The 19,795-nt window shown below is 69.8% G+C and carries 18 protein-coding genes and 1 pseudogene; 8 read left to right on the top strand and 11 right to left on the bottom strand.

Annotated features, from left to right (window positions below; genetic code table 11):
* Nucleotides 1–354 (top strand): DNA cytosine methyltransferase (locus tag OCL97_RS13490; protein ID WP_377370486.1); only part of this gene is annotated, 354 nt, incomplete at its 5' end.
* A 147-nt stretch (nt 355–501) separates the two neighbouring features.
* Here the strand turns inward: OCL97_RS13490 and OCL97_RS13485 are convergent.
* Nucleotides 502–594 (bottom strand): annotated as a pseudogene (locus tag OCL97_RS13485) (hypothetical protein); the annotation flags it as partial.
* A 171-nt stretch (nt 595–765) separates the two neighbouring features.
* Here OCL97_RS13485 and cysK point away from each other — a divergent pair.
* Nucleotides 766–1,758, top strand: coding sequence for a cysteine synthase A (gene cysK, locus OCL97_RS13480; protein ID WP_304777344.1), 993 nt, complete (start codon nt 766–768; stop codon nt 1,756–1,758).
* A 15-nt stretch (nt 1,759–1,773) separates the two neighbouring features.
* Nucleotides 1,774–2,217 carry a very short patch repair endonuclease gene (locus tag OCL97_RS13475; RefSeq protein WP_377370485.1) on the top strand — a complete coding sequence of 148 codons (444 nt, stop codon included), beginning with the start codon at nt 1,774–1,776 and terminating at the stop codon, nt 2,215–2,217.
* A 104-nt stretch (nt 2,218–2,321) separates the two neighbouring features.
* Here the strand turns inward: OCL97_RS13475 and OCL97_RS13470 are convergent, their stop codons facing one another.
* The 5 genes from OCL97_RS13470 to OCL97_RS13450 all read right to left on the bottom strand — a co-directional run bounded on the left by OCL97_RS13470 (nt 2,322) and on the right by OCL97_RS13450 (nt 8,987).
* Nucleotides 2,322–4,034, bottom strand: a complete 1,713-nt coding sequence (locus tag OCL97_RS13470; RefSeq protein ID WP_377370484.1) for an ATP-binding protein — start codon at nt 4,032–4,034, stop codon at nt 2,322–2,324.
* A gap of 118 nt (nt 4,035–4,152) precedes the next feature.
* Nucleotides 4,153–4,620 carry an OsmC family protein gene (locus tag OCL97_RS13465; protein WP_377370483.1) on the bottom strand — a complete coding sequence of 156 codons (468 nt, stop codon included), beginning with the start codon at nt 4,618–4,620 and terminating at the stop codon, nt 4,153–4,155.
* A gap of 2 nt (nt 4,621–4,622) precedes the next feature.
* Nucleotides 4,623–6,410, bottom strand: a complete 1,788-nt coding sequence (locus OCL97_RS13460) for an acyl-CoA dehydrogenase C-terminal domain-containing protein (protein ID WP_377370482.1) — start codon at nt 6,408–6,410, stop codon at nt 4,623–4,625.
* 148 nt (nt 6,411–6,558) lie between these two features.
* Nucleotides 6,559–7,032, bottom strand: coding sequence for a MerR family transcriptional regulator (locus tag OCL97_RS13455; protein ID WP_293495689.1), 474 nt, complete (start codon nt 7,030–7,032; stop codon nt 6,559–6,561).
* A 272-nt stretch (nt 7,033–7,304) separates the two neighbouring features.
* Nucleotides 7,305–8,987, bottom strand: coding sequence for a lysine--tRNA ligase (locus tag OCL97_RS13450; protein WP_377370481.1), 1,683 nt, complete (start codon nt 8,985–8,987; stop codon nt 7,305–7,307).
* Nucleotides 8,988–9,104: 117 nt separating this feature from the next.
* On the opposite strand from OCL97_RS13450, the gene phnD reads away from it, so the two are divergent.
* Nucleotides 9,105–10,112, top strand: coding sequence for a phosphate/phosphite/phosphonate ABC transporter substrate-binding protein (phnD, locus tag OCL97_RS13445; protein WP_377370480.1), 1,008 nt, complete (start codon nt 9,105–9,107; stop codon nt 10,110–10,112).
* A 35-nt stretch (nt 10,113–10,147) separates the two neighbouring features.
* Here phnD and OCL97_RS13440 read toward each other — a convergent pair whose 3' ends face one another.
* Together OCL97_RS13440 and OCL97_RS13435 are read right to left on the bottom strand one after the other, a co-directional pair.
* Entirely contained in the window at nt 10,148–10,564 is a 417-nt protein-coding gene (locus OCL97_RS13440) for a PaaI family thioesterase (RefSeq protein ID WP_304777351.1), read from the bottom strand.
* Complete coding sequence (locus OCL97_RS13435) at nt 10,561–11,004, bottom strand: PaaI family thioesterase (RefSeq protein ID WP_377370479.1); 444 nt, start codon at nt 11,002–11,004, stop codon at nt 10,561–10,563. The genes OCL97_RS13440 and OCL97_RS13435 overlap by 4 nt, the downstream gene beginning before the upstream one ends.
* A gap of 333 nt (nt 11,005–11,337) precedes the next feature.
* On the opposite strand from OCL97_RS13435, the gene OCL97_RS13430 reads away from it, so the two are divergent.
* The 3 genes from OCL97_RS13430 to OCL97_RS13420 all read left to right on the top strand — a co-directional run bounded on the left by OCL97_RS13430 (nt 11,338) and on the right by OCL97_RS13420 (nt 15,019).
* The gene (locus OCL97_RS13430; protein ID WP_377370478.1) at nt 11,338–12,351 is read left to right on the top strand and encodes a ligase-associated DNA damage response exonuclease; all 1,014 of its coding nucleotides are present in this window, start codon (nt 11,338–11,340) and stop codon (nt 12,349–12,351) included.
* Nucleotides 12,352–12,424: 73 nt separating this feature from the next.
* On the top strand, nt 12,425–13,333 hold the full coding sequence (locus tag OCL97_RS13425) for a DUF4349 domain-containing protein (RefSeq protein WP_377370477.1): 909 nt from the start codon (nt 12,425–12,427) through the stop codon (nt 13,331–13,333).
* A gap of 69 nt (nt 13,334–13,402) precedes the next feature.
* Complete coding sequence (locus tag OCL97_RS13420) at nt 13,403–15,019, top strand: cisplatin damage response ATP-dependent DNA ligase (RefSeq protein WP_377370476.1); 1,617 nt, start codon at nt 13,403–13,405, stop codon at nt 15,017–15,019.
* Nucleotides 15,020–15,052: 33 nt separating this feature from the next.
* On the opposite strand, the gene OCL97_RS13415 is transcribed toward OCL97_RS13420, so the two are convergent.
* The 3 genes from OCL97_RS13415 to OCL97_RS13405 are packed head-to-tail and all read right to left on the bottom strand — an operon-like array spanning nt 15,053 to nt 17,837.
* Nucleotides 15,053–16,405: a hypothetical protein gene (locus tag OCL97_RS13415; protein WP_377370475.1), complete on the bottom strand. Its 1,353-nt coding sequence runs from the start codon at nt 16,403–16,405 to the stop codon at nt 15,053–15,055.
* Nucleotides 16,402–17,319: an ABC transporter ATP-binding protein gene (locus OCL97_RS13410; RefSeq protein WP_377370474.1), complete on the bottom strand. Its 918-nt coding sequence runs from the start codon at nt 17,317–17,319 to the stop codon at nt 16,402–16,404. Before OCL97_RS13410 ends, OCL97_RS13415 begins: the two co-directional genes overlap by 4 nt.
* Complete coding sequence (locus OCL97_RS13405) at nt 17,316–17,837, bottom strand: D-glycero-alpha-D-manno-heptose-1,7-bisphosphate 7-phosphatase (RefSeq protein WP_304777554.1); 522 nt, start codon at nt 17,835–17,837, stop codon at nt 17,316–17,318. The genes OCL97_RS13410 and OCL97_RS13405 overlap by 4 nt, the downstream gene beginning before the upstream one ends.
* 127 nt (nt 17,838–17,964) lie before the next feature.
* Between OCL97_RS13405 and OCL97_RS13400 the strand changes: the two genes are divergently transcribed.
* Nucleotides 17,965–19,788, top strand: coding sequence for an ABC transporter ATP-binding protein (locus OCL97_RS13400; protein ID WP_377370473.1), 1,824 nt, complete (start codon nt 17,965–17,967; stop codon nt 19,786–19,788).
* Nucleotides 19,789–19,795 lie beyond the last annotated feature (7 nt).

The raw sequence follows: 19,795 nt of genomic DNA, 5'->3' as shown, positions 1-19,795 counted from the left end.
CAGCGGGCCGTGGGCGGCCTGTTCCGCCGCATGCGGGTGGAGCACGGGGTCCGGGTGCAGCGCGCCGAGGCCCGCTTCGACGGTCTGGCCGGCTGCCTGCGCACCCCGCGCGGCGGCTCATCGCGACAAACCCTGGTGGTGATCGACGCAGGCGAGGTGCGCAGCCGCCTGCTCAGCCCCCGCGAGGGCGCGCGCCTCATGGGCCTGCCCGAGACCTACCAGTTGCCCAAGGCGGCGACCTCCGCCCTGCACGTGATCGGCGACGGGGTGGCGGCGCCGGCGGTGCGCTGGCTGGCGGCCAACGTCCTGGAGCCGCTGCTGGAGGGCGCGCCGGCGGTGCTGGCGGCGGAGTAGGTCACTCGCGCAGCCGGCGAAGGCCGGGACCCAGGTGAAATCCACCGGACTCTCATGGAGCTCAAGAGCCAGCCTCGGATCAATGCGAACGGCTCAGGATGAATCTGGGTCCCGGCCTTCGCCGGGATGAGCGGCATAATTCCATCCGTCATCCCGGGCGACCCGCAGGGGAGACCCGGGACCCAGGTGACGGGGCTGGGCCCCTGGGTCCCGGCTCTCCGCTTCGCTACGGCCGGGATGACGCGTTGGGTTTGCTGATGCGCGCTATCGACCCCTCATCTGACACGCCGGGGGAGAGGGACGGCCGAGCACCTTTAGAAAACCTCGCCCTCCCGCGCCAAGACCTCCCTTCCAAATCCCGCCCACGGGGGTAGGGTCTGGCGCAAAGAGCCCCCTTCAGAGACCTGACCCATGGCCGACGCCGCCGACACCTCCGCCTATGACGCCGCCCGCCACAAGCGCGCCGGGCGGGGCAAGATCTACGACTCCATCATCGACACCATCGGCGACACTCCCCTGGTGGCCCTGCCCAACCTCACCAAGGCCCTGAACCCCAAGGGGCGAGTCCTGGCCAAGCTGGAGTTCTTCAATCCGATCGGCTCGGTGAAGGACCGCATCGGGGTGGCCATGATCGAGAGCCTGGAGGCCCGCGGCATCCTGAAGCCCGGCGGCGCCATCATCGAACCCACCAGCGGCAACACCGGCATCGCCCTGGCCTTCGTCGCCGCCTCCAAGGGCTACAAGCTGACCCTGGTCATGCCCGAAAGCATGTCCATCGAGCGGCGCAAGATGCTGCTGATCCTGGGCGCCAAGCTGGAGCTGACCCCCGCCGAGCGCGGCATGGCCGGCGCCGTGGCCCGCGCCAAGGAGCTGGTGGACGCCACCCCGGGCGCCGTCATGCCCCAGCAGTTCGACAACGCCGCCAACCCGCTGATCCACCGGGTCTCCACCGCCGAGGAAATCTGGAACGACACGGCCGGCAGCGTGGACGCCGTGATCTCCGGGGTCGGCACCGGCGGCACCATCACCGGGGTCGGCCAGGTGCTGAAGGCCCGCAAGCCCTCGCTGCGGATGATCGCCGTGGAGCCCGAGGCCTCGCCGATCCTCTCGGGCGGCAAGCCCGGCCCGCACAAGATCCAGGGCATCGGGGCGGGCTTCGTCCCCTCCATCCTGGACCGCGGGGTGATCGACGAGATCATCCAGGTGTCCAATGACGACAGCTTCGCCATGGCCCGGCGGGTGGCCCGGGAAGAGGGCATCCCCGTCGGCATCTCGTCCGGTGCGGCCCTGACGGCGGCCTTCGACGTGGCGTCGCGGGACGACTTCGTGGGCAAGACCGTGGTGGCGATCATCCCGAGCTTCGCCGAGCGCTACCTCTCCACGGCTCTGTTCGACGGGCTGTAGAGGCGGCTCCCGGCCGTGACCGATGTCTACGGCCCGGAGAAACGCTCGGCGGTGATGGCCCGGGTGAAGGGGAAGAACACCTCCCCCGAGCTTAAGGTGCGCAAGGCCCTGACAAGGCTTGGCGCCCGCTACCGCCTGCACCGCAAGGACCTGCCGGGCTCACCGGACATCGTCTTGCCGGGCCGCCGGCTGGCGATCTTTGTTCACGGCTGCTTCTGGCACGGCCACGACTGCGCCCGCGGCGCCCGGGTCCCCAAGGCCAACCGCGACTACTGGCTCGCCAAGGTCGACCGAAACCGGGCGCGGGATGTGGCGTCGCGCGCGACCCTGGCGGCCCTGGGCTGGCGGGTGGAGACGATCTGGGAGTGCGACCTGAAGGACGATGCGGCGCTGAGCGCGCGGCTGGAGGCGTTGCTGGCCTCTTCTCCTCTCCCCGTTCAGGGGGAGAGGGTAGGGTGAGGGGGGCGCGCAGCAGGGCTGCGCGTCTCGGCCTCGGAGTTACAACTGAGCTGCAGAAAGAGCCCTCACCCTACCCTCTCCCGCAAGCGGGAGAGGGGAAGAGGTCAGGCAACCGCCTTGTCCGGCAGCTCTTCCGACCTCGCCAGCACCCGGGCGATCGCCGCGCTCAGCGCCCCGGGATCGATCGGCTTGGCCACGTGGTCGGTCATGCCGGCGGCGACGCAGTCGGCCCAGTCCTGGTCGCTGCCCGAGGCGGTGCAGGCCACCACCGGGGTGAACCGGTTGGGTCCCGGGACGCCGCGCAGGCGGCGGCAGGCCTCGCGGCCGTCCATCTCGGGCATGTAGACATCCATCAGGATGACATCGAAGGGCTGGGTCGCGGCGATCTCAAGCCCCTCGGCGGCCGACGCCGCGGCGGTGAGCTCGACCCCGAAGGGCTCCAGCATCAGGGCCACGGCGCGGCGGTTGATCTCGTGATCGTCCACCACCAGCACGCGGACCTGCGCCACGTCGGCCAGGTCGGGGGCCGCGGTGTCGGCGGCGTGGGGAAGATCGATGGACAGGGTGAAGACCGCGCCCTTGCCGGCCTCGCTGGCGGCGGTGAGATCACCCCCCATCAGACGGGCCAGCTCGCGGCTGATGGAGAGGCCCAGCCCCGTGCCGCCGTGGGTGCGGGCGGTGGAGACCTGGCCCTGCTCGAAGGGGGCGAACAGGCGCGACAGCTCCGCCGGCGTCATGCCGCGCCCGGTGTCGGTCACCGAGAACTCGAAGGCCGCGTCCTGGCCGGTGACGGTCAGGGTCACGGCGCCGGCCGGGGTGAACTTGATGGCGTTGGAGATCAGGTTGTTGAGGATCTGCCGCAGGCGGGTCGGGTCGCCAGCCACCGCCGTGGGCAGCACCTCGTCCCCCAGCCGGTCCAGGATCAGGCCCTTCTTCTCCGCCTCGGCCCGCCAGAAGGCGGTGGTGTCGGCCACCAGGGCCGACAGGTCGAAGGCGATGGTCTCCACGCTCATGCGCCCCGCCTCCATCTTCGACAGGTCCAGCAGGTCGTTGAGCAGGGTGCGCATCATACGGCCGCTCTCGGCGATCAGGGCGCCGTCGCTGGCGTCCTTGCCGCCCCGGCGCTCGATGGCCTCGGCGCCGGCCAGGATGGCGCTGATGGGGGTGCGCAGCTCGTGGCTGACCATGGCGATGAAGGCCGACTTGGCGTCGCCGGCGGCCTCGGCGGCGCTGCGGCCCCGCTCGGCCTCCTCGCGGGCCCGGCGCTGGCTCTCGATGCCGTCGGCGGCGGCGCGCCAGAGGATGGTGGAGGAAAACACCAGCAGCACGCCCACGATGCCCACGGCCACCCCATAGGTGGAGGTCCCGCTGATCATCCAGGCCAGAGCCGCGGTGATCAGCAGGTAGACGCCGAAGGGGGTCATGGAGGCGACATAGGCCGCCTGGGACCGCTGGTTGGTGACCACGGTGTTGAGCACCGCCCCGGCCAGGAACAGCCCGCCGCAGGTCAGGCCCCAGGAGCCCTTGCTGAGGATGGCCATCACCGCCAGCGATCCATAGACCACCGAGTTCAGCGCCAGCATGGCGAGCGCCAGGTTCCCCCGCACGGGCCTGGCGCGGGCGCGCTCGGAGGCGAAGAGATAGTATTCGCAGGCCTGCAGCAGGCTGTAGGTGGAGATCCACAGGGCCGACGGCCCCCAGCCGGCCACGGGGGCGAAGGCCACGGCGTAGATGGCGGCGAACATCATGCGGGTGCGCAGGCCGTTGCGGCGCGCGAGCATGGTCTTGGCCAATCCCAGATCGGATGCGGTGTTCACGACAGCTGGCGTCCCCGGTTGGAGGTCTCGGACGCGCCCCCTCTGGGCTGAGGCTACGCCACCGCGCATAAACCATTCGTAAAGCGCCGGTCGCCGAACGCGGAATGCGGGAGCGCGCCTAGGCGGCGGCGCGCGCCTCGACCATCACCTGCGTCTTCACCGAATTGGCGATGAAGCACTCGTCATGCGCCTCGTGGTGCAGTTGGGCGAGCTGCTCGGCGGTGGGCTCGTCGCCCTGCCAGGTGATGACGGGCCGCAGCCAGACCTTGGTCAGGGCCTGCCGTCCGGGACGGACCTCCTCCATGATCCCCTCGGCGGCGTCCTGGTAGCGGACGGCCAGGAAGCCGGCGAGCCGGGCCCGGTGCAGGAAGGTCAGCATGTGGCAGTTGCTGAGCGCCGCCACCATCATCTCCTCCGGATCGACGGCCGCCTCCACCGCCCACTTGCCCACCACGTGGGGCGAGGCCGAGGCGGCGAGCTCGACGCCGCCGTCGAAGGTGATCGAATGGCCGCGGCTGTAGCGGCCCTTCAGGAAATCCTCGCCGTCCTTGAGGGTCCAGAGGACCTCGGCGACGTATTTCGCCATGGTCAGAAGGCCTCCGCTGGCAGGGCCATCATCAGCTCCGACCCCGTGGTCAGCTTGGCCAGGTGGGCGCCAGCGTCGGGCAGGACGCGCTGCATGTAGTAGCGGCCCACCACCAGCTTGTTGGCGTAGAAGGGATCGGTGTCGCCCGCCGCGACCTTGGCCTGGGCGGTCTTGGCGATCAGGGCCCACATATAGGCCAGGGCCGTGAGCCCGAAGAGGTGCATGTAGTCGGTGGACGCCGCGCCGGCGTTCTCCGGGTTCATCAGCCCGTTCTGCATCAGCCACATGGTGCCCTCCTGCAGCTTGGCCTTGGCGTCGGCCAGGCCCTCGGTGAAGGGCTGCAGGGCCGCGTCGGCCTGGCTTTGCTCTACAAAGGCGTCGATCTCGGCGAAGAAGCTCATCACGCCCCGGCCGCCGTCCGCCGCCAGTTTGCGCCCCACCAGGTCCAGGGCCTGGACGCCGTTGGTGCCCTCATAGATCAGGGCGATGCGGACATCGCGCATGTACTGGCTGGCCGGGAAGTGTTCGGTGAAGCCCGAGCCGCCGTGAATCTGCAGGGCGTCGGAACAGACCTTCAGCCCCTTGTCGGTGAGGAAGCCCTTCACCACGGGGGTCATCAAGGCCATGTAGTCATTGGCCTTCTGGCGCACCGCCTCGTCGGGGCTGGCATGGGCCAGGTCGCCGTGCAGGGCGGTCCAGAACAGGAAGGCGCGGCCGGCCTCGATGACGGCGCGCGAGTCCATCAGCATGCGGCGCACGTCGGGGTGGACGATGATCGGGTCGGCGGGGCCGTCGGGATTCTTGGGCCCGGTCAGGGAACGGCCCTGCAGGCGGTCCTTGGCGAAGGCGGCGGCGGCCTGGTAGGCGGCCTCGGCCTGGGCGATCCCCTGCAAGCCCACCCCGATCCGAGCCTCGTTCATCATCACGAACATCAGGCGCAGGCCCTGGTTCTCGGTCCCCACCAGCCAGCCGGTGCTTTCGTCATGCTGGATGACGCAGGTGGCGTTGCCGTGGATGCCCATCTTCTCCTCGAGCCCGGCGCAGAAGACGCTGTTGCGCGTGCCCGGCTTGCCGTCCGCGTCGGGAATGAACTTCGGCACGATGAACAGGCTGATCCCCCTCACCCCGGCCGGCGCGCCTTCGATGCGGGCCAGCACCAGGTGGACGATGTTCTCGGCCATGTCGTGCTCGCCCCCCGAGATCCAGATTTTCTGGCCCGAGATCCTGTAGCTTCCATCGGCCTGCGCCACCGCCTTGGTGCGCAGCAGGCCAAGGTCGGTGCCGCACTGGGGCTCGGTCAGGTTCATGGTCCCGCCCCATTTCCCGGAGACCAGGTTGGGCAGGTAGAGGCTCTTCTGTTCGTCTGATCCGCCGTTCAGGATCGCGGAATAGCAGCCGTGGGTCAGGCCCGGATACATGGAGAAGGCCATGTTCGCCGAGGAGCTCATCTCCGAGAAGGACAGGTTCACCACATGGGGCAGGCCCTGGCCGCCATAGGCCGGCTCGGCGCCGATCGCCGGCCAGCCGCCCTCGACGAGCTGGGCGTAGGCCTCCTTGAAGCCCTTCGGCGTGGTGACCGTATTGTCGGGGCTCCAGGTGCAGCCTTCCTTGTCGCCGACCGCGTTCAGCGGCGCGAGCACCTCGGCGGCGAAGCGGCCGCCCTCCTCGATGATCTGCTCCACCACATCCATCGAGGCGTCGGCGAAGGCCGGCAGGTCGGCGTACGTCTCGATCTGCAGCACGTCGCGCAGCAGGAAGACGTGGTCGCGCACGGGGGGCTGGTAGGTCATGTCCGCTCCGGGGATATAGGCGAAGCGCGATAGCCAAGAGTGGAAGCCGTTTTTGGTGGCCATCGCGCGAATTCAAGCAAGGGATCCCGACGGGTCGGAAGCCCTCCCTGATATTAGCTGGTTCGGGCCGGCGCCAAAGCGCCGTTCGTCACTTGGCGTGTTCGAGATCGCCGAGCCGTTCGCGCAGGACCTGGTCGTAGTCGGCGGCGCGGGGCAGCAGGTCGGGGCGGGTGCGCGAGAGCTGCGCCTCCAGGGCGTCGCAGCCGGCGCGCAGCTCGTCGATGGCCTTGTCGATGTCCTGGCGCTGGGCTTCCAGGGCCACGATCCGCTCGCGGAACTTGGTGAGCGACTTGATGTTCTGGGCGGCGCCGCCGTCGTTCAGGTCGTAGAGATCGAGGATCTCGCCGATCTCGGCCAGGGCCAGGCCGACCCGCTTGCCGTTCAGGATCAGCTGCAGCCGGCCGCGGTCCTTGTAGGAATAGACCCGGTTCATGCCGTCGCGAGCCGGGGACAGCAGGCCCTTGTCCTCATAGAAGCGCAGGGCGCGCGGCGTGCACTTAAACTCCAGGCACAACTGACGGATGGTGAAGGTGCGCGCCGGACGGCGCAGTTCCATGGGCATCTGGATGTCCTCCCCTTACCCTTTTGGTTTCCCAAAACGTAAGCCTGAGTTCCGTTAACGTCAACATGATCGTTGATCACCTTCGGGTGCTCGCGGGCTTGTGATCGGCTTCGAAAGCTGGGTCCGCTGTTCGCGGAGTCCTCATGACGCGAGCCCCCTCTGACGCGCGCGCCATCGCCCGGCGCGCGCACGCGGCCGGAAGGACATGCGGCTTTCAGATGCCTCCCGCTCGGGGGACGTTCTGGGCGTGGCCGGGGCCGGGACGAAGGTGGCTAGGCCGCCACCAACTCCCCAGCCAGCCCCGCCTCGATCAGGGCGATGGTCCGCTCCAGGCCGAAGATCGCGGCGAAGGAGCCGAAGCGGGGTCCCTGGCTCTGACCCAGCAGGACTTCGTAGAGGGCCGTGAACCACAGGCGCAGGGGATCGAAACCCGCGGCCTTGCCGGCCTCGAACACCTCGTTCTGGATGGCCTCGGCGTCGGCTCCGGCGGGCAGGGCCCGCAGACGGGCGACCAGGTCAGCCATGGCGGCGGCCTCCTGGTCACCTGCCAGGCGGAAGGTCTTCGAGGGCTTCACGAAGTCCTCATAGTAGTTGATCGCGTAGTCGCTCAGCCGGTCCAGCAGCGGCTGGCTCTGCGGCGTCGCGCCAGGGATGTAGGTCTGGATGAAGCCCCAAAGGATGTCCTTGGTCGAGGCGTCGGCCGCCGAGACCAGGTTCAGCAGCAGGGAGAAGCTGACCGGCGAGCCCTGCTCCGGCGGCGCGCCGCGATGGACGTGCCAGGCCGGGTTGTCCAGGGACACGGCGTTGGCGTCGGCGCGGGCCCGGTTGAAGGCGTCCAGCTGCTGCAGGTACTCGTCCGTCGCCTTGGGAATGACGTCGAAGAACAGCCGCTTGGCCGACTTCGGCGACTGGTACATGTAGTAGGCCAAGCTCTCGGGCGCGCCGTAGCGCAGCCACTCCTCCATGGTCAGGCCGTTGCCCTTGGACTTGGAGATCTTCTGGTTGTTCTCGTCCATGAACAGCTCGTAGTGGAAGGCCACGGGGGGGACGCCTCCCAGCACCTTGGTGAGCTTGTCGGAGACGCGGACGGAGTCGATCAGGTCCTTGCCCGAGGCCTCGAAGTCGACCTCCAGGGCGGTCCAGCGCACCGCCCAGTCAGGACGCCACTGGATCTTCACATGGCCACCGGTGACCGGCAGCTCGGTGCGGCCGCCATCGGGGTCGTCGAAGACGATCACACCCTTCCCGACGTCGCGCTCGAGGGTGGGGACCTGCAGCACCTTGCCGCTCACCGGGCTGATGGGCAGGAAGGGCGAATAGGTGGCGCGGCGCTCTTCGCCCAGCGTCGGCAGCATCACCGCCTGGACGGCGTCAAAGCGCTCCAGCATGCGCAGGAGCACCTCGTCGAACTGGCCCGACCTGTAGGTCTCGGTCGACGACATGAACTCGTAGTCGAAGCCGAAGCCGTCGAGGAAGGCGCGCAGGCGGGCGTTGTTGTGGTGGGCGAAGCTCTCGTATTCGCCGAAGGGGTCGCGCACGCTGGAGACCGGCTTGTCGCGGTCCTCTTCCAGCATCTGGCGGTTGGGCACGTTGTCGGGGATCTTCCGCAGCCCATCCATGTCGTCGGAGAAGACGATCAGCTTGGTGGGGACCTGGTCCTCGGTCAGGGCGCGGAAGGCGTTGCGCACCATGGTGGGGCGCGCGGCCTCGCCGAAGGTGCCCATGTGCGGCAGGCCTGAGGCCCCGAACCCGCACTGGAACACCACCGGCTTGTTGAGGGCCGGGAAGGTCGCCACGGCCTCGCCGGCCTTGCCCTCGTTGATAAGGCTGGCGGCCAGGTCGCGCTCGGCGTCGGTGAGCCGCAGGCGCAGGATGCGCGCCAGCAGCAGGCGGGCCTGTTCGAAGGGCCAGCTCTTGGCCTCGCGGGCTTGGTGGGAAAGACCTTGCAGTGACATGGGCGGGCGTTAGCGCCCAAACTGCCCTGCCTCAAGCTTAGTTTTCGCTGGCCGATGTCGGACAGGCGTCACAAGAACAGGCGAAACAGGGGGTTGGACGTCTTGTCAGGTATGCCGATGATCTCTTCCAAACTGGGCGCGAGCCTGCTGGCCGCGGCCCTTTTGCTGGCCGCCTGCGGCAAGCCGGCGGAGAAGGCCGCCCCCGCCAACGTCATCAACTTCTCGATCATGTCCACGGAGAAGGCCTCCACCCAGGCCGCCGAATGGGCCCCCTTCCTGGCCGACATGGAGAAGGCCACCGGCCTGACCATCAAGCCGTTCTTCGGCTCCAACTACTCCTCCCTGATCGAGGCGATGCGCTTCAAGCAGACCGATCTGGGCTGGTTCACCAACCAGTCGGGCCTGGAGGCGGTGCGGCGTTCGAACGGCGAGGTCTTCGCCCGCACCACCAAGCCGGACGGCGGCGAGGACGGCTACCAGTCGGTGATCATCGTCGGCAAGGACAGCGGCCTGACCCTGGACAAGCTGCTCAAGTGCGACCGCACGCTGAACTTCGGCATGGGGGACGTGAAGTCCACCTCCGGCACCCTGGCCCCCATGACCTACCTGTTCTCGCCGCGCGGGCTGAAGCCGGAGACCTGCTTCAAGACGGTCCGCTCGGCCAATCATGAAGCCAACCTGTTCGCGGTCGCCAACGGGGTCCTGGATGCGTCGACCAACAACACCGCCTCCATGGACCGCCTGGGCCAGCACCATACCGACGCCGGCGCCCGGACCCTGGCCAATCTCAAGGTGATCTGGTCGTCGCCCACCATTCCCGAGGACCCCATGCTTTGGCGCAAGGACCTGGACCCGGCGGTGAAGGAAAAGATCGGCCGCTTCTTCTTCACCTACGGCGTCGGGACCGGCCCCGAGGCCGAGCGCCAGCGCGACAACCTGCGGCGCATCGAGAGCGGCCCCTTCCGGCGCGCCGACGCCACCCACCTGCTGCCGGTTCGCGAGATGGAAGCCAGCGGGCAACTGGCCGAGGCGCGGGAGAAGGGCGACGCGGCCGCCATGGCCAAGGCCCAGGCGGCGCTGGACGCGATCCATGCGGAAACCAAGGCTCTGAAGCCGGCGAGCTGAGCTTTTTCCCCCTCCCACAAGTGGAGAGGAAGAGGCTAGTCCTCGCCACTCAGCATGAAGTGGCCGCGCAGGGCGGCGACCGGGGTTCCGCGCGCCTCCTGCCAGGCCTCCACCGTCACATTGGCGATGCGGCGGCCGACCTTGCGCAGGTCGGCGCGGGCATAGGTGGTGAGCGCCCGGCCGGGGCGCAGGTACTCGATGGTCACGTCGATGGTCTTGTGGACCCTGGGCGTCTGCTGGACCACGGAGAGCTGGGCCAGAGCCGTCATCTCCAGGAAGGCCCCGATCACCCCGCCGTGCAGGGCCGGCAGCATGGTGTTGCCGATCAGGTGCGGCGCGAAGGGCAGGATGGCGGTCATCTCGTCGCCCGCCAGTTCGCAGCGCATGCCCAGGAAGCGGATGTAGGGCACCGAGGCCAGGAAGCCCTGCAGGCGGTCGTTGGCCTCGCTCATCGCGGCGCGCTCGCGCCGTGCAGGATGAAGGCGGCCTGGGCCGTGGCGATGGGGTCGGCGGGATCGACGTCCCAGGCCTCGGCGCGGACGAAGGCGATGGACCTCGTCATCTTGTAGCAGTGGGCCAGGGCGGTGATGTCGGCGCGCGGGGCGGCCGGGCGCATGTAGTCGATGCGCAAATCCAGGGTCGCGGTGGGAAAGCGTTCGCCCTTCGACGAATTGATCGCCAGTCCGCAGCAATGATCCAGCAGGGAGGTGACGACGCCGCTGGCGATCACGTCGGTGGCGGGATCCCCCACCAGTTCGGCGCGCCAGGGGACCAGGATCGAGCCCCGGCCACCCCCCACCGAAACCAGCCTGAAGCCGAGCGCCGCGGCCTGGGGCACGGTTTCCACCATGTGGCGGGCCTGTTCGGCGAGGGGGTCGTCGGTGGAGTCCATGACTCCGGTTTGGGCCAGGCCCGTCCAGGGGTCAAGGATGACCCAAGGGAGGGACTAGCCGACCGTGAGGCCCGCCGAAAGGGCGACGATGGCGATGGTGAGGACTGGCAGGGCGGCCATCAGCAGGCTGGCGAGACCGCTGACGCGGCCGAGGTTCAAGGAGGGGGGCATGGCGTTTTCTTTCGGTTGGAGCGAAGCGCTGCGAGGTGCGTTCGTCTCGGGCGGCGGTGTAGGCGTGAGCCGCGCGAAAGACCCGTTAAGTCTTGGTCATGACGTTGAATTCACAATATTAATGTCCCGTAAGGTGGAGCTTTCCAGGATGCGGCGGCCGCGATGATCAAGCCTGAGTCCCTGCTGCGCCCCACGCCTGCCGGCCTCTATTGCCCCCCCGGCGACTTCTATATCGACCCCACCCGGGCGGTGGACCGGGCCGTGGTCACCCATGGCCACTCCGACCATGCCCGCTCGGGCCACGGCGCCGTGCTGGCCACCCCTGAGACCCTGGCCATCATGGCCGAGCGCTACGGCGCCGACTTCGCCGCCGCCACGGAGGCCGCGCCCTACGGCCGGACCGTCCGCCGCGACGAGGTGGAGGTGACCCTGGTCCCCGCCGGCCACGTCCTGGGCTCGGCCCAGGCGGTGGTGCAGTGGAAGGGCCTGACCATGGTGGTGTCGGGGGACTACAAGCGCCGGCGCGATCCCACCTGCGCGGCCTTCGAGCCTGTCCCCTGCGACGTCTTCATCACCGAGGCCACCTTCGGCCTGCCGGTGTTCCGACACCCGCCGGACTCGGGCGAGATCGCCCGGCTACTGCGCTCTGTGGCCCAGTTCCCGGAACGCTCGCACCTGGTGGGCGCCTATGCGCTGGGCAAGGCGCAGCGGGTGATCTGCCTGCTGCGGGAGGCCGGCTGGGACAAGATCATCTATGTCCACGGGGCCCTGGAGCGGCTCAACCGGCTCTATGAGGACCACGGTATCGACCTTGGCCCGCTCGCGCCCGCCACCGTCGCCACCAAGCAGGACTTCGCCGGGGCCATCGTCATCGGCCCGCCCTCGGCCCTGCAGGACCGCTGGTCGCGGCGCTTCCCCGATCCGGTCCAGGCCTTCGCCTCGGGCTGGATGCAGGTTCGCGCCCGGGCCCGCCAGCGGGGGACCGAACTGCCCCTGGTGATCTCCGACCACGCCGACTGGGACGAGCTCACCGCCACGGTGGACGAACTGCGCCCCGGCGAGCTGTGGATCACCCATGGCCGCGAGGAGGCCCTGGCCCGCTGGGCGCAGCTGCACGGCATCCAGGCCCGGGCGCTGGCCCTGGTCGGATATGACGATGATGAGGAGGACGGCTAACCCACCCTTGCAGGCGATCACGAACCTGTTACCGTCCTCATCACGGGGGCGTGATCGGAAGGACTTTGAGCCTATGCGTGTCGTTGTCTTCCTCGCCGCCAGCCTGATCCTCGGCGCCTGTTCCCAACCCGCCGAACGATCTGCAGAGGTCGCCTCCCAGGAGGCCGCGCCCATGGCCCCCGCCGCCCTGGCCGATAGCGCCGCCGCCGGCGCGCCCGCCGACGCCAGGGGCGGAGCCGCCCCCCAGGCGCCCCTGCCGGTCGGCATCCCGATGCTGGCCTACAGCTACGACTACGCCATCAGCGCCCCGCCCAAGGCGATCCGCGCCCTGGTCACCCGGCATGAGACCGCCTGCGCCAACGCGGGCGCGGCGGTCTGTCAGGTGGTCGGGTCTTCCGTGTCTGAGGCCGGCGAGGACCGGGTCAGCGGCGCCCTCACCCTGCGGGCGACGCCCGTCTGGCTGAAGCGCTTCCGCGAGTCCTTAAGCGCCGAGGCCAAGACCCATGGCGGCCGGCTGGTCCGGGCGGCGGTGGAGTCCGAGGACCTCTCGCGGCGGATCGTCGACTCAGAGGCCGCCCTACGCGCCCGCACCACCCTGCGCGACCGGTTGCAGGGCCTGCTGGCCAGCCGTCCCGGCAAGCTCTCCGACCTGCTGGAGGTGGAGCGGGAACTGGCCCGGGTGCAGGGCGAGATCGACGCCACCCAGTCGGAACTGACCATGATGCGCGGCCGGGTCGCCACCTCGGAGATGAGGTTGACCTATGAGTCCGGCGGCGTCCTGGCGCCGGAAGGCGCCTGGTCCCCGGTGGGCCGCGCCTTGGGCGACGTCGCCGACATCCTGGCCGGCACGCTGGCGGCCATGATCCGCACGGTCGCGCTCCTCGCGCCCTGGGTCCTGGTGATCGGCGGCCTGCTGTGGGTGTTCCGCCGGCGGCTGCCGCGCTGGGGCCGCAAGACCAAGGACGCGCCGAAGGTCGATTGAGGGCCGCGCGGCTCCGGCTTTCGCGCCGGGGTCGCGCAACCGCCCGGGGGGACATAGACTTCTCCTCCCATGCGCGCCTTCGCCGAGCTCCTGGACCGTCTGTCGCTGACGGCGTCGCGCAACGCCAAGCTGACCCTGGTGCGCGACTATCTGCGCGAGACCCCCGATCCGGACCGGGGCTGGGCGCTCGCCGCCCTCACCGGCGACCTGACCTTCGACGCCGCCAAGCCGGCCTTCATCCGCAAGGCGGTGGAGGAACGGATGGACCCGCTGCTGTTCCGCTGGTCCCACGACTATGTGGGGGACCTGGCCGAGACCGTGGCCCTGGTCTGGCCCGCGCGGCCGGGCGCCAATCGCGAGCCGGAGCTGTCGGAGGTCATCGACGCCCTGCGCGGCGCGACCCGGGCCGAGGTGCAGCGTCTGATCGAGGGATGGCTGGACTCCATGCAGCCCACGGGGCGCTGGGCCCTGCTGAAGCTGATGACCGGCGGCCTGCGGGTGGGGGTGTCTGGCCGCCTCGCCAAGCAGGCGGCGGCGGACCTGGGCGGGGTGGCGATCAACGAGGTGGAGGAGGTCTGGCATGCCCTGCACCCGCCCTATGAAGACCTGTTCGCCTGGCTGGAGGGCCGCTCGGACCGTCCACGGCCGGATTCGCCCGGCCGCTTCCGCCCCACCATGCTGGCCCAGGCCATCGACGAGGCCGTCGACTTCGGCAAGCTCGACCCCGCCGACTATGGCGCGGAATGGAAGTGGGACGGCATCCGCGTCCAGGCGGTGAACGAGGAGGGGATCCGGCGCCTCTACACCCGCAACGGCGACGACATCTCAAAGACCTTCCCCGATGTGCTCGAGGTGCTGGACTTCGAGGGCGCCCTGGACGGCGAGCTGCTGGTGATGGGCGATGACGGGGTGGCCAGTTTCGGGGATCTGCAGCAGCGGTTGAACCGCAAGACGGTCGATCCCAAGCTGATGGCCAGGCATCCCGCCGGCATCCGCGCCTATGACCTGCTGGCCGAGGCCGGGGAGGACACGCGAACCCTCTCCTTCCGCGAGCGGCGCGTCCGGCTTGAAGCCTTTGTGGGCCGGCTGGCCACCCCCCGAATCGACCTCTCGCCGCTGCAGCCCTTCGAGACCTGGGCTGAACTGGCGCGCTTACGCGCCTCACCCCCGGCCGGCGACCCGCAGATCGCCGAGGGGCTGATGTTGAAGCGCTGGGACTCGATCTACGAGGCCGGCCGCCCCAAGGGCCCCTGGTTCAAGTGGAAGCGCGATCCATTCCTGATCGACGCGGTGCTGATGTACGCCCAGCGCGGCCACGGCAAGCGCTCCAGCTTCTATTCCGACTACACCTTCGGGGTCTGGCAGGAGGTGGAGGGCAAGCGGGCCCTGACACCGGTGGGCAAGGCCTATTTCGGCTTCACCGACGAGGAGCTGAAACAGATCGACAAGTTCGTCCGCGACAACACCCTCGAGCGGTTCGGGCCGGTGCGCTCGGTGAAGGCCGAACCCCACTTCGGCCTGGTCTTCGAGGTGGCCTTCGAGGGCCTGCAGCGCTCCACCCGCCACAAGTCCGGCGTCGCCATGCGCTTCCCCCGCATCCACCGTATCCGCTGGGACAAGCCCGCCGGCGAGGCCGACGAACTGGCCACCCTGGAGCGGATGCTGGAGCAGATGGCGGGGCGGTGATCCGTCAGCTTCCCCCTCGTGGGGGAAGCTGGGCTACCTGACCTCCGGCGCCTTGATCCGCCGCCAGGCCAGGGCCCAGGCGATGGCGGCCTGGGCGAGGCCAGAGGCGAGGCTGGCCCAGGGGGCGGTGGACAAGGGCACGAACAGGGCCTGGCCGGTTCCGGGGCTGATGACCGAGCCGACGATGCCGCCGACCCCGTAGAGCAGGGCGAGCGCCACCACCGCGCCGAAGTCGCCGCGCTGCGGACGCGGCCCGAAGCGGAAGAGGGTGATCACCGCAAGGTCGCGCAGGACGAAGGCCAGCAGGGCGGTGGCCTGGGCCGGATCGGGACCCTGGTCGAAGGCCGAGCCCGCCCCGCCCACCGCAAAGGCGGCGGCGACCAGGATCAGGGCCAGCAGGAAGGGCGCGATGGCGGCCGGCGTCAGGGGCAGGGCGCGGGCCAGATCGCCCTTGGCGACGGAGGCGCCGAACTGGCGCAGCCGCACGCGGTCGGCGGGTTCGGCGAAGGCCGCGGCGTAGGCCGCCAGCGCCACGGCCAGGGCGCCCACCAGCAGGGCCGCGGCGGTCCCGCCGGCTCCGTAGGCGAAGCCCCCGAGGAAGACCGCCAGGAAGATCAGGAAAGCCGGCCAGATCACCGGCAGGTTCTTCATCTGCAGCTCCAGCCGCATCAGCCGCCAGGCGCCGGCCAGCGCCCAGCCCGCCAAGGCCAGGGTGGCGATGGTGCGGAAGCCGGTCGCCGGGAAGATCTGGCCCCACCAGCCGATGTCGCCGCGCGCATAGAGGAAGGACGAGAGGCCCGAGAGCCCCGCGCCGCGCTGGAACCCGGCCGATCCCGCCACCACCATCAGCAGGAAGACGCCCAGGATCAGGCCGCCCAGCACGCCGCCAGCCCGAACCACCCGGCCCTCGGCGCGGGCCTTGCGCACCCCGATCAGGGCGACGGCCAGGCTGACCGCCTGGAGAAAGAGGGCGAGCGCGATCAGGAAGCCCAGCATCCACAGGGCGCCGGGCTGGCCCTGGACCAGCATCAGGCCGGCCATCAGGACGACGCCGGTAAGGGCGCACATCCAGGCCAGGCTGGAGGCGCCCAGCATCTTGCCCCAGGTCATGGACCAGGGGGTGAGGGCCGAGAGCCGCTGGAAGTCCCAGGTGCGGTCGGCGATCTCGCCCAGCACCGCGCCGCCGGCGGCGCGCGAGCCCCACAGGACGCCGCAGATGATGAAGACAAGGGCGCCGACGCCCGCCATGGCCGGCAGCGGCCCACCGGCGGACTCACGCGCCACCAGGGCGGTGGCGCCATAGATCAGGATCAGGACGACAGCGGCCCAGGCGATGCGCCGGGGCGAGGCCTCGAGCCAGAGATTGCGCTGGAATTCCGGGTTCATCGGGCCACCTCCGCCAGATAGGCGTCTTCGAGGGTCTTTCGCGCCGCCTGGAAGGACCGGACCTTCAGTCCCGCCCCGATCAGCTTGCCCAACAGGGCGGAGTCGTCCTCGCCCTCCGGCAAGGCCAGAATGGCGGTGTCGCCGGTGACCTTCTCGACGGTGACGTCGAGCGCCTCCAGCCGTTCGGCCAGGTCTGGCGGCGGCTGGGCGAAGGTGACCTCCACCCGCGCGCCGTCATGGTGTCCGGACCCGGCCGCCACCACCCCGCCGCCGGCCACGGCGCCGTCGCGGATCATCAGCATCTGGGTGGAGTAGTCTTCGAGCTCGGCCAGGATGTGGGAGGAGACCACGATGGTCATGCCGTCCTTGGCCAGCGACAGGATCAGGTCCGACAGGCTGCGGCGGGCCTCGGGGTCGAGCCCGGCGGCGGGTTCATCAAGCAGCAGGACGCGGGGCTGGTGAACAATGGTCTGGGCGATGGCCAGCCGCTGCTTCAGGCCGCGTGACAGTTCGCCGGCGCGTGCCTCCAGGCGGTCGGTGAGCTGCACCCGGGCCGCCGCCATTTCCACGGCGGCGGCCGTCTCGGCGACCGGAACGCCGCGAGACCGAGCGGCATAGGTCAGAGCCTTGCGCACCGACAGCTCGTCATAGAGGCCGAAGAAGTCGGGCAGATAGCCGATGGCGGCGTGCACCCCGCGCGGGTCGGCTTCGACGTCGAGGCCCGCGACCCGGATGGTCCCCTCGGTGGGGACGTCCAGGGCCGCGATGCAGCGCATCAGGGTCGACTTGCCCGCGCCGTTGGGACCCACCAGGGCCAGCACCGCGCCGGCCTGGACCTGGAAGGACACCCCGTGCAGGGCGCGAGCCGACGGGTAGTCGTAGACCACTCCCGCAACCTCGATCATGGCGCTCATGTCAGCTCCCCTTCCAGGAAGGTCTTCAGGTCGCCGCCGGTGAATTTCAGGCCGCGGACGCCGGCGCGGCGCCCGGCCTCCACGTCGCCGTCCTTGTCGCCCACCATCAGGGAGCGGGCCAGGTCGACGGGCCACTCCTCAATCGCCTGCAGAAGCATGCCGGGATTGGGCTTGCGGCCAGGCGGATCGGGATGGCGGTACATCTCATGCGCCGCCTCGGGGTGGTGCGGGCAGTAGTAGAAGGCGTCGACGCGGGCGCCGGCCTTGGCGAGGTCGGCGCTCATCTGGACGTGCAGCTTCTGGACGTCGGCCTCGGTGTAGTAGCCCCGGCCCACCCCCGACTGGTTGGTCACTACGAACACCCACCAGCCCGCGGCGTTGAAAGCGGCGATGGCCTCCCGGGCGCCTGGAATCCAGACGAAGTCCTCCCAGCGATAGACATAGCCGGGGTCTTCGTTGAGCACCCCGTCGCGATCGAGGAACAGGGCGGGGCGGGGGGTCTGGTCGGGCGCGCTCACCCTGCCACTGTAACGCCAAGCCCGCGCGGCGTCGCGGGGGTCTGGACTTAAGCTTTCGTAACGCGTCATTTCGCCGACACACCGCCCCGTCTATGGTCGGCGGTCCCTTCCTGTTTTCGAGGTCGCCTTGGCCGACGCATCGCCTGTTCTCTCCATCAAGGACCTCCGGGTCGATTTCGCCACCCATGACGGGGTGGTCGCGGCCGTGCGGGGGGTGTCCCTGGACGTGGCCCGCGGCGAGACGCTCGGGGTGGTCGGCGAGAGCGGCTCGGGCAAGAGCCAGACCTTCATGGCGCTGATGGGCCTGCTGGCCCGCAACGGCAAGGCCACCGGCTCGGCCAAGTTCCTCGGGACCGAACTGCTGAACCTCAAGCCTGCGGCGCTCAACAAGATCCGCGGCTCGAAGATGACAATGATCTTCCAGGATCCGCTCACCGCGCTCACCCCCCACGTCCGCATCGGCGAGCAGATCGCCGAGCCCCTGCGGCTGCACCTGGGCATGTCCGGCGAGGCGGCCACCAGGCACGCCAAGGACTGGCTGGAGCGGGTCCGCATTCCCGACGCCGAGCGCCGCCTGCGCCAGTACCCGCACGAGCTTTCCGGCGGCATGCGCCAGCGGGTGATGATCGCCGCGGCCATGGCAGGGTCGCCCGCCCTGCTGATCGCCGACGAGCCCACCACCGCCCTCGACGTCACCGTCCAGGCCGAGATCCTCGACCTGATGGACGAGCTGAAGCGCGAGACCGGCACGGCCATGGTGCTCATCACCCACGACATGGGGGTCATCGCCCGCCTCGCCGACCGGGTCTGCGTGATGAAGGACGGCGCCTATGTCGAGGAGGGCGAGGCGCAGGCGATCTTCGCCGCGCCGAAGGACCCCTATACCCGCGCCCTGCTGGACGCGATCCCGCGCCTGGACCGCTCCGACCGTGGCGGCCGCCCGACCCTGAGCCCTGTCGCCGCCGACGCGCCGGTGGTGGTGGAAGGCCGCGACATCAAGGTCTGGTTTCCGATCCACGAGGGGCTGTTCGGCGCCAAGCGCAACCTGCGCGCCGTGGACGGCGTCTCCTTCCAGGTTCGCCAGGGCGAGACCCTGGGGGTGGTGGGGGAAAGCGGATGTGGCAAGTCCACCCTGGCGCGCGCCGTGATCAACCTGATCCCGGCCACCGGCGGGGCGGTCACCCTGCTGGGCCGCGACATCACCGGCGCGGACAAGGAAACCATGCGGGCCGCGCGGCGCGACCTGCAGATCGTCTTCCAGGATCCCCTGGCCAGCCTCGACCCCCGAGTGACCATCGGCGACTCCATCGCCGAGCCCCTGCAGGTGTTCAAGCCGCAGCTGAAGCGCGCCGAGCGCGACGCCGAGGTGGCGGCCATGATGGCCAAGGTCGGTCTGCTGCCGGCCCTGATCAACCGCTATCCGCACGAACTGTCCGGCGGCCAGAACCAGCGGGTCGGCATTGCGCGGGCCATGATCCTGAAGCCCAAGCTGGTGATCTGCGACGAGGCGGTGTCGGCCCTGGACGTCTCCATCCGCGCCCAGATCATCGACCTGCTGATCCAGCTGCAGAAGGAGATGGGCCTGGCGATGATCTTCATCAGCCACGACCTGGCGGTGGTGCGCGAGATCAGCCACCGGGTGATGGTGCTCTATCTGGGCCGGGTGATGGAGCAGGCCGACCGTGAGCAGCTCTACGCCAATCCGCACCATCCCTACACCAAGGCCCTGCTGTCGGCGGCGCCGATCCCCGATCCGGTCCGGGAACGCTCCCGCAAGCGGCTGAAGCTCGTGGGCGAGCCCCCCAGCCCCATGGACCCGCGCAGCGCCCTGCGCTTCCTGCCCTCGCGCCTGTCGGCCGATCCCCTGGGCCAGGTCTATGTGCCGGAGCTGAAGGAGATCGCGCCAGGTCACCTGGTCTCCGAGTTCGACCCGCCCGTCGAAGCGGCCTGATCGGCGA

The sequence above is a fragment of the Phenylobacterium ferrooxidans genome (assembly GCF_042714595.1).
Lineage (GTDB): Bacteria > Pseudomonadota > Alphaproteobacteria > Caulobacterales > Caulobacteraceae > Phenylobacterium > Phenylobacterium ferrooxidans.
The sequence above is the reverse complement of the archived record's forward strand: the minus strand, read 5'-3'. Positions and strand labels throughout refer to the sequence as shown.

Coding starts and splice junctions, on each gene's coding strand:
- cysK (WP_304777344.1), top strand. CDS start 766: ATGGCCGACGCCGCCGACACCTCCGCCTATGACGCCGCCCGCCACAAG.
- OCL97_RS13465 (WP_377370483.1), bottom strand. CDS start 4,620: ATGGCGAAATACGTCGCCGAGGTCCTCTGGACCCTCAAGGACGGCGAG.
- OCL97_RS13460 (WP_377370482.1), bottom strand. CDS start 6,410: ATGACCTACCAGCCCCCCGTGCGCGACCACGTCTTCCTGCTGCGCGAC.
- OCL97_RS13455 (WP_293495689.1), bottom strand. CDS start 7,032: ATGCCCATGGAACTGCGCCGTCCGGCGCGCACCTTCACCATCCGTCAG.
- OCL97_RS13450 (WP_377370481.1), bottom strand. CDS start 8,987: ATGTCACTGCAAGGTCTTTCCCACCAAGCCCGCGAGGCCAAGAGCTGG.
- phnD (WP_377370480.1), top strand. CDS start 9,105: ATGATCTCTTCCAAACTGGGCGCGAGCCTGCTGGCCGCGGCCCTTTTG.
- OCL97_RS13440 (WP_304777351.1), bottom strand. CDS start 10,564: ATGAGCGAGGCCAACGACCGCCTGCAGGGCTTCCTGGCCTCGGTGCCC.
- OCL97_RS13435 (WP_377370479.1), bottom strand. CDS start 11,004: ATGGACTCCACCGACGACCCCCTCGCCGAACAGGCCCGCCACATGGTG.
- OCL97_RS13430 (WP_377370478.1), top strand. CDS start 11,338: ATGATCAAGCCTGAGTCCCTGCTGCGCCCCACGCCTGCCGGCCTCTAT.
- OCL97_RS13425 (WP_377370477.1), top strand. CDS start 12,425: ATGCGTGTCGTTGTCTTCCTCGCCGCCAGCCTGATCCTCGGCGCCTGT.
- OCL97_RS13420 (WP_377370476.1), top strand. CDS start 13,403: ATGCGCGCCTTCGCCGAGCTCCTGGACCGTCTGTCGCTGACGGCGTCG.
- OCL97_RS13415 (WP_377370475.1), bottom strand. CDS start 16,405: ATGAACCCGGAATTCCAGCGCAATCTCTGGCTCGAGGCCTCGCCCCGG.
- OCL97_RS13410 (WP_377370474.1), bottom strand. CDS start 17,319: ATGAGCGCCATGATCGAGGTTGCGGGAGTGGTCTACGACTACCCGTCG.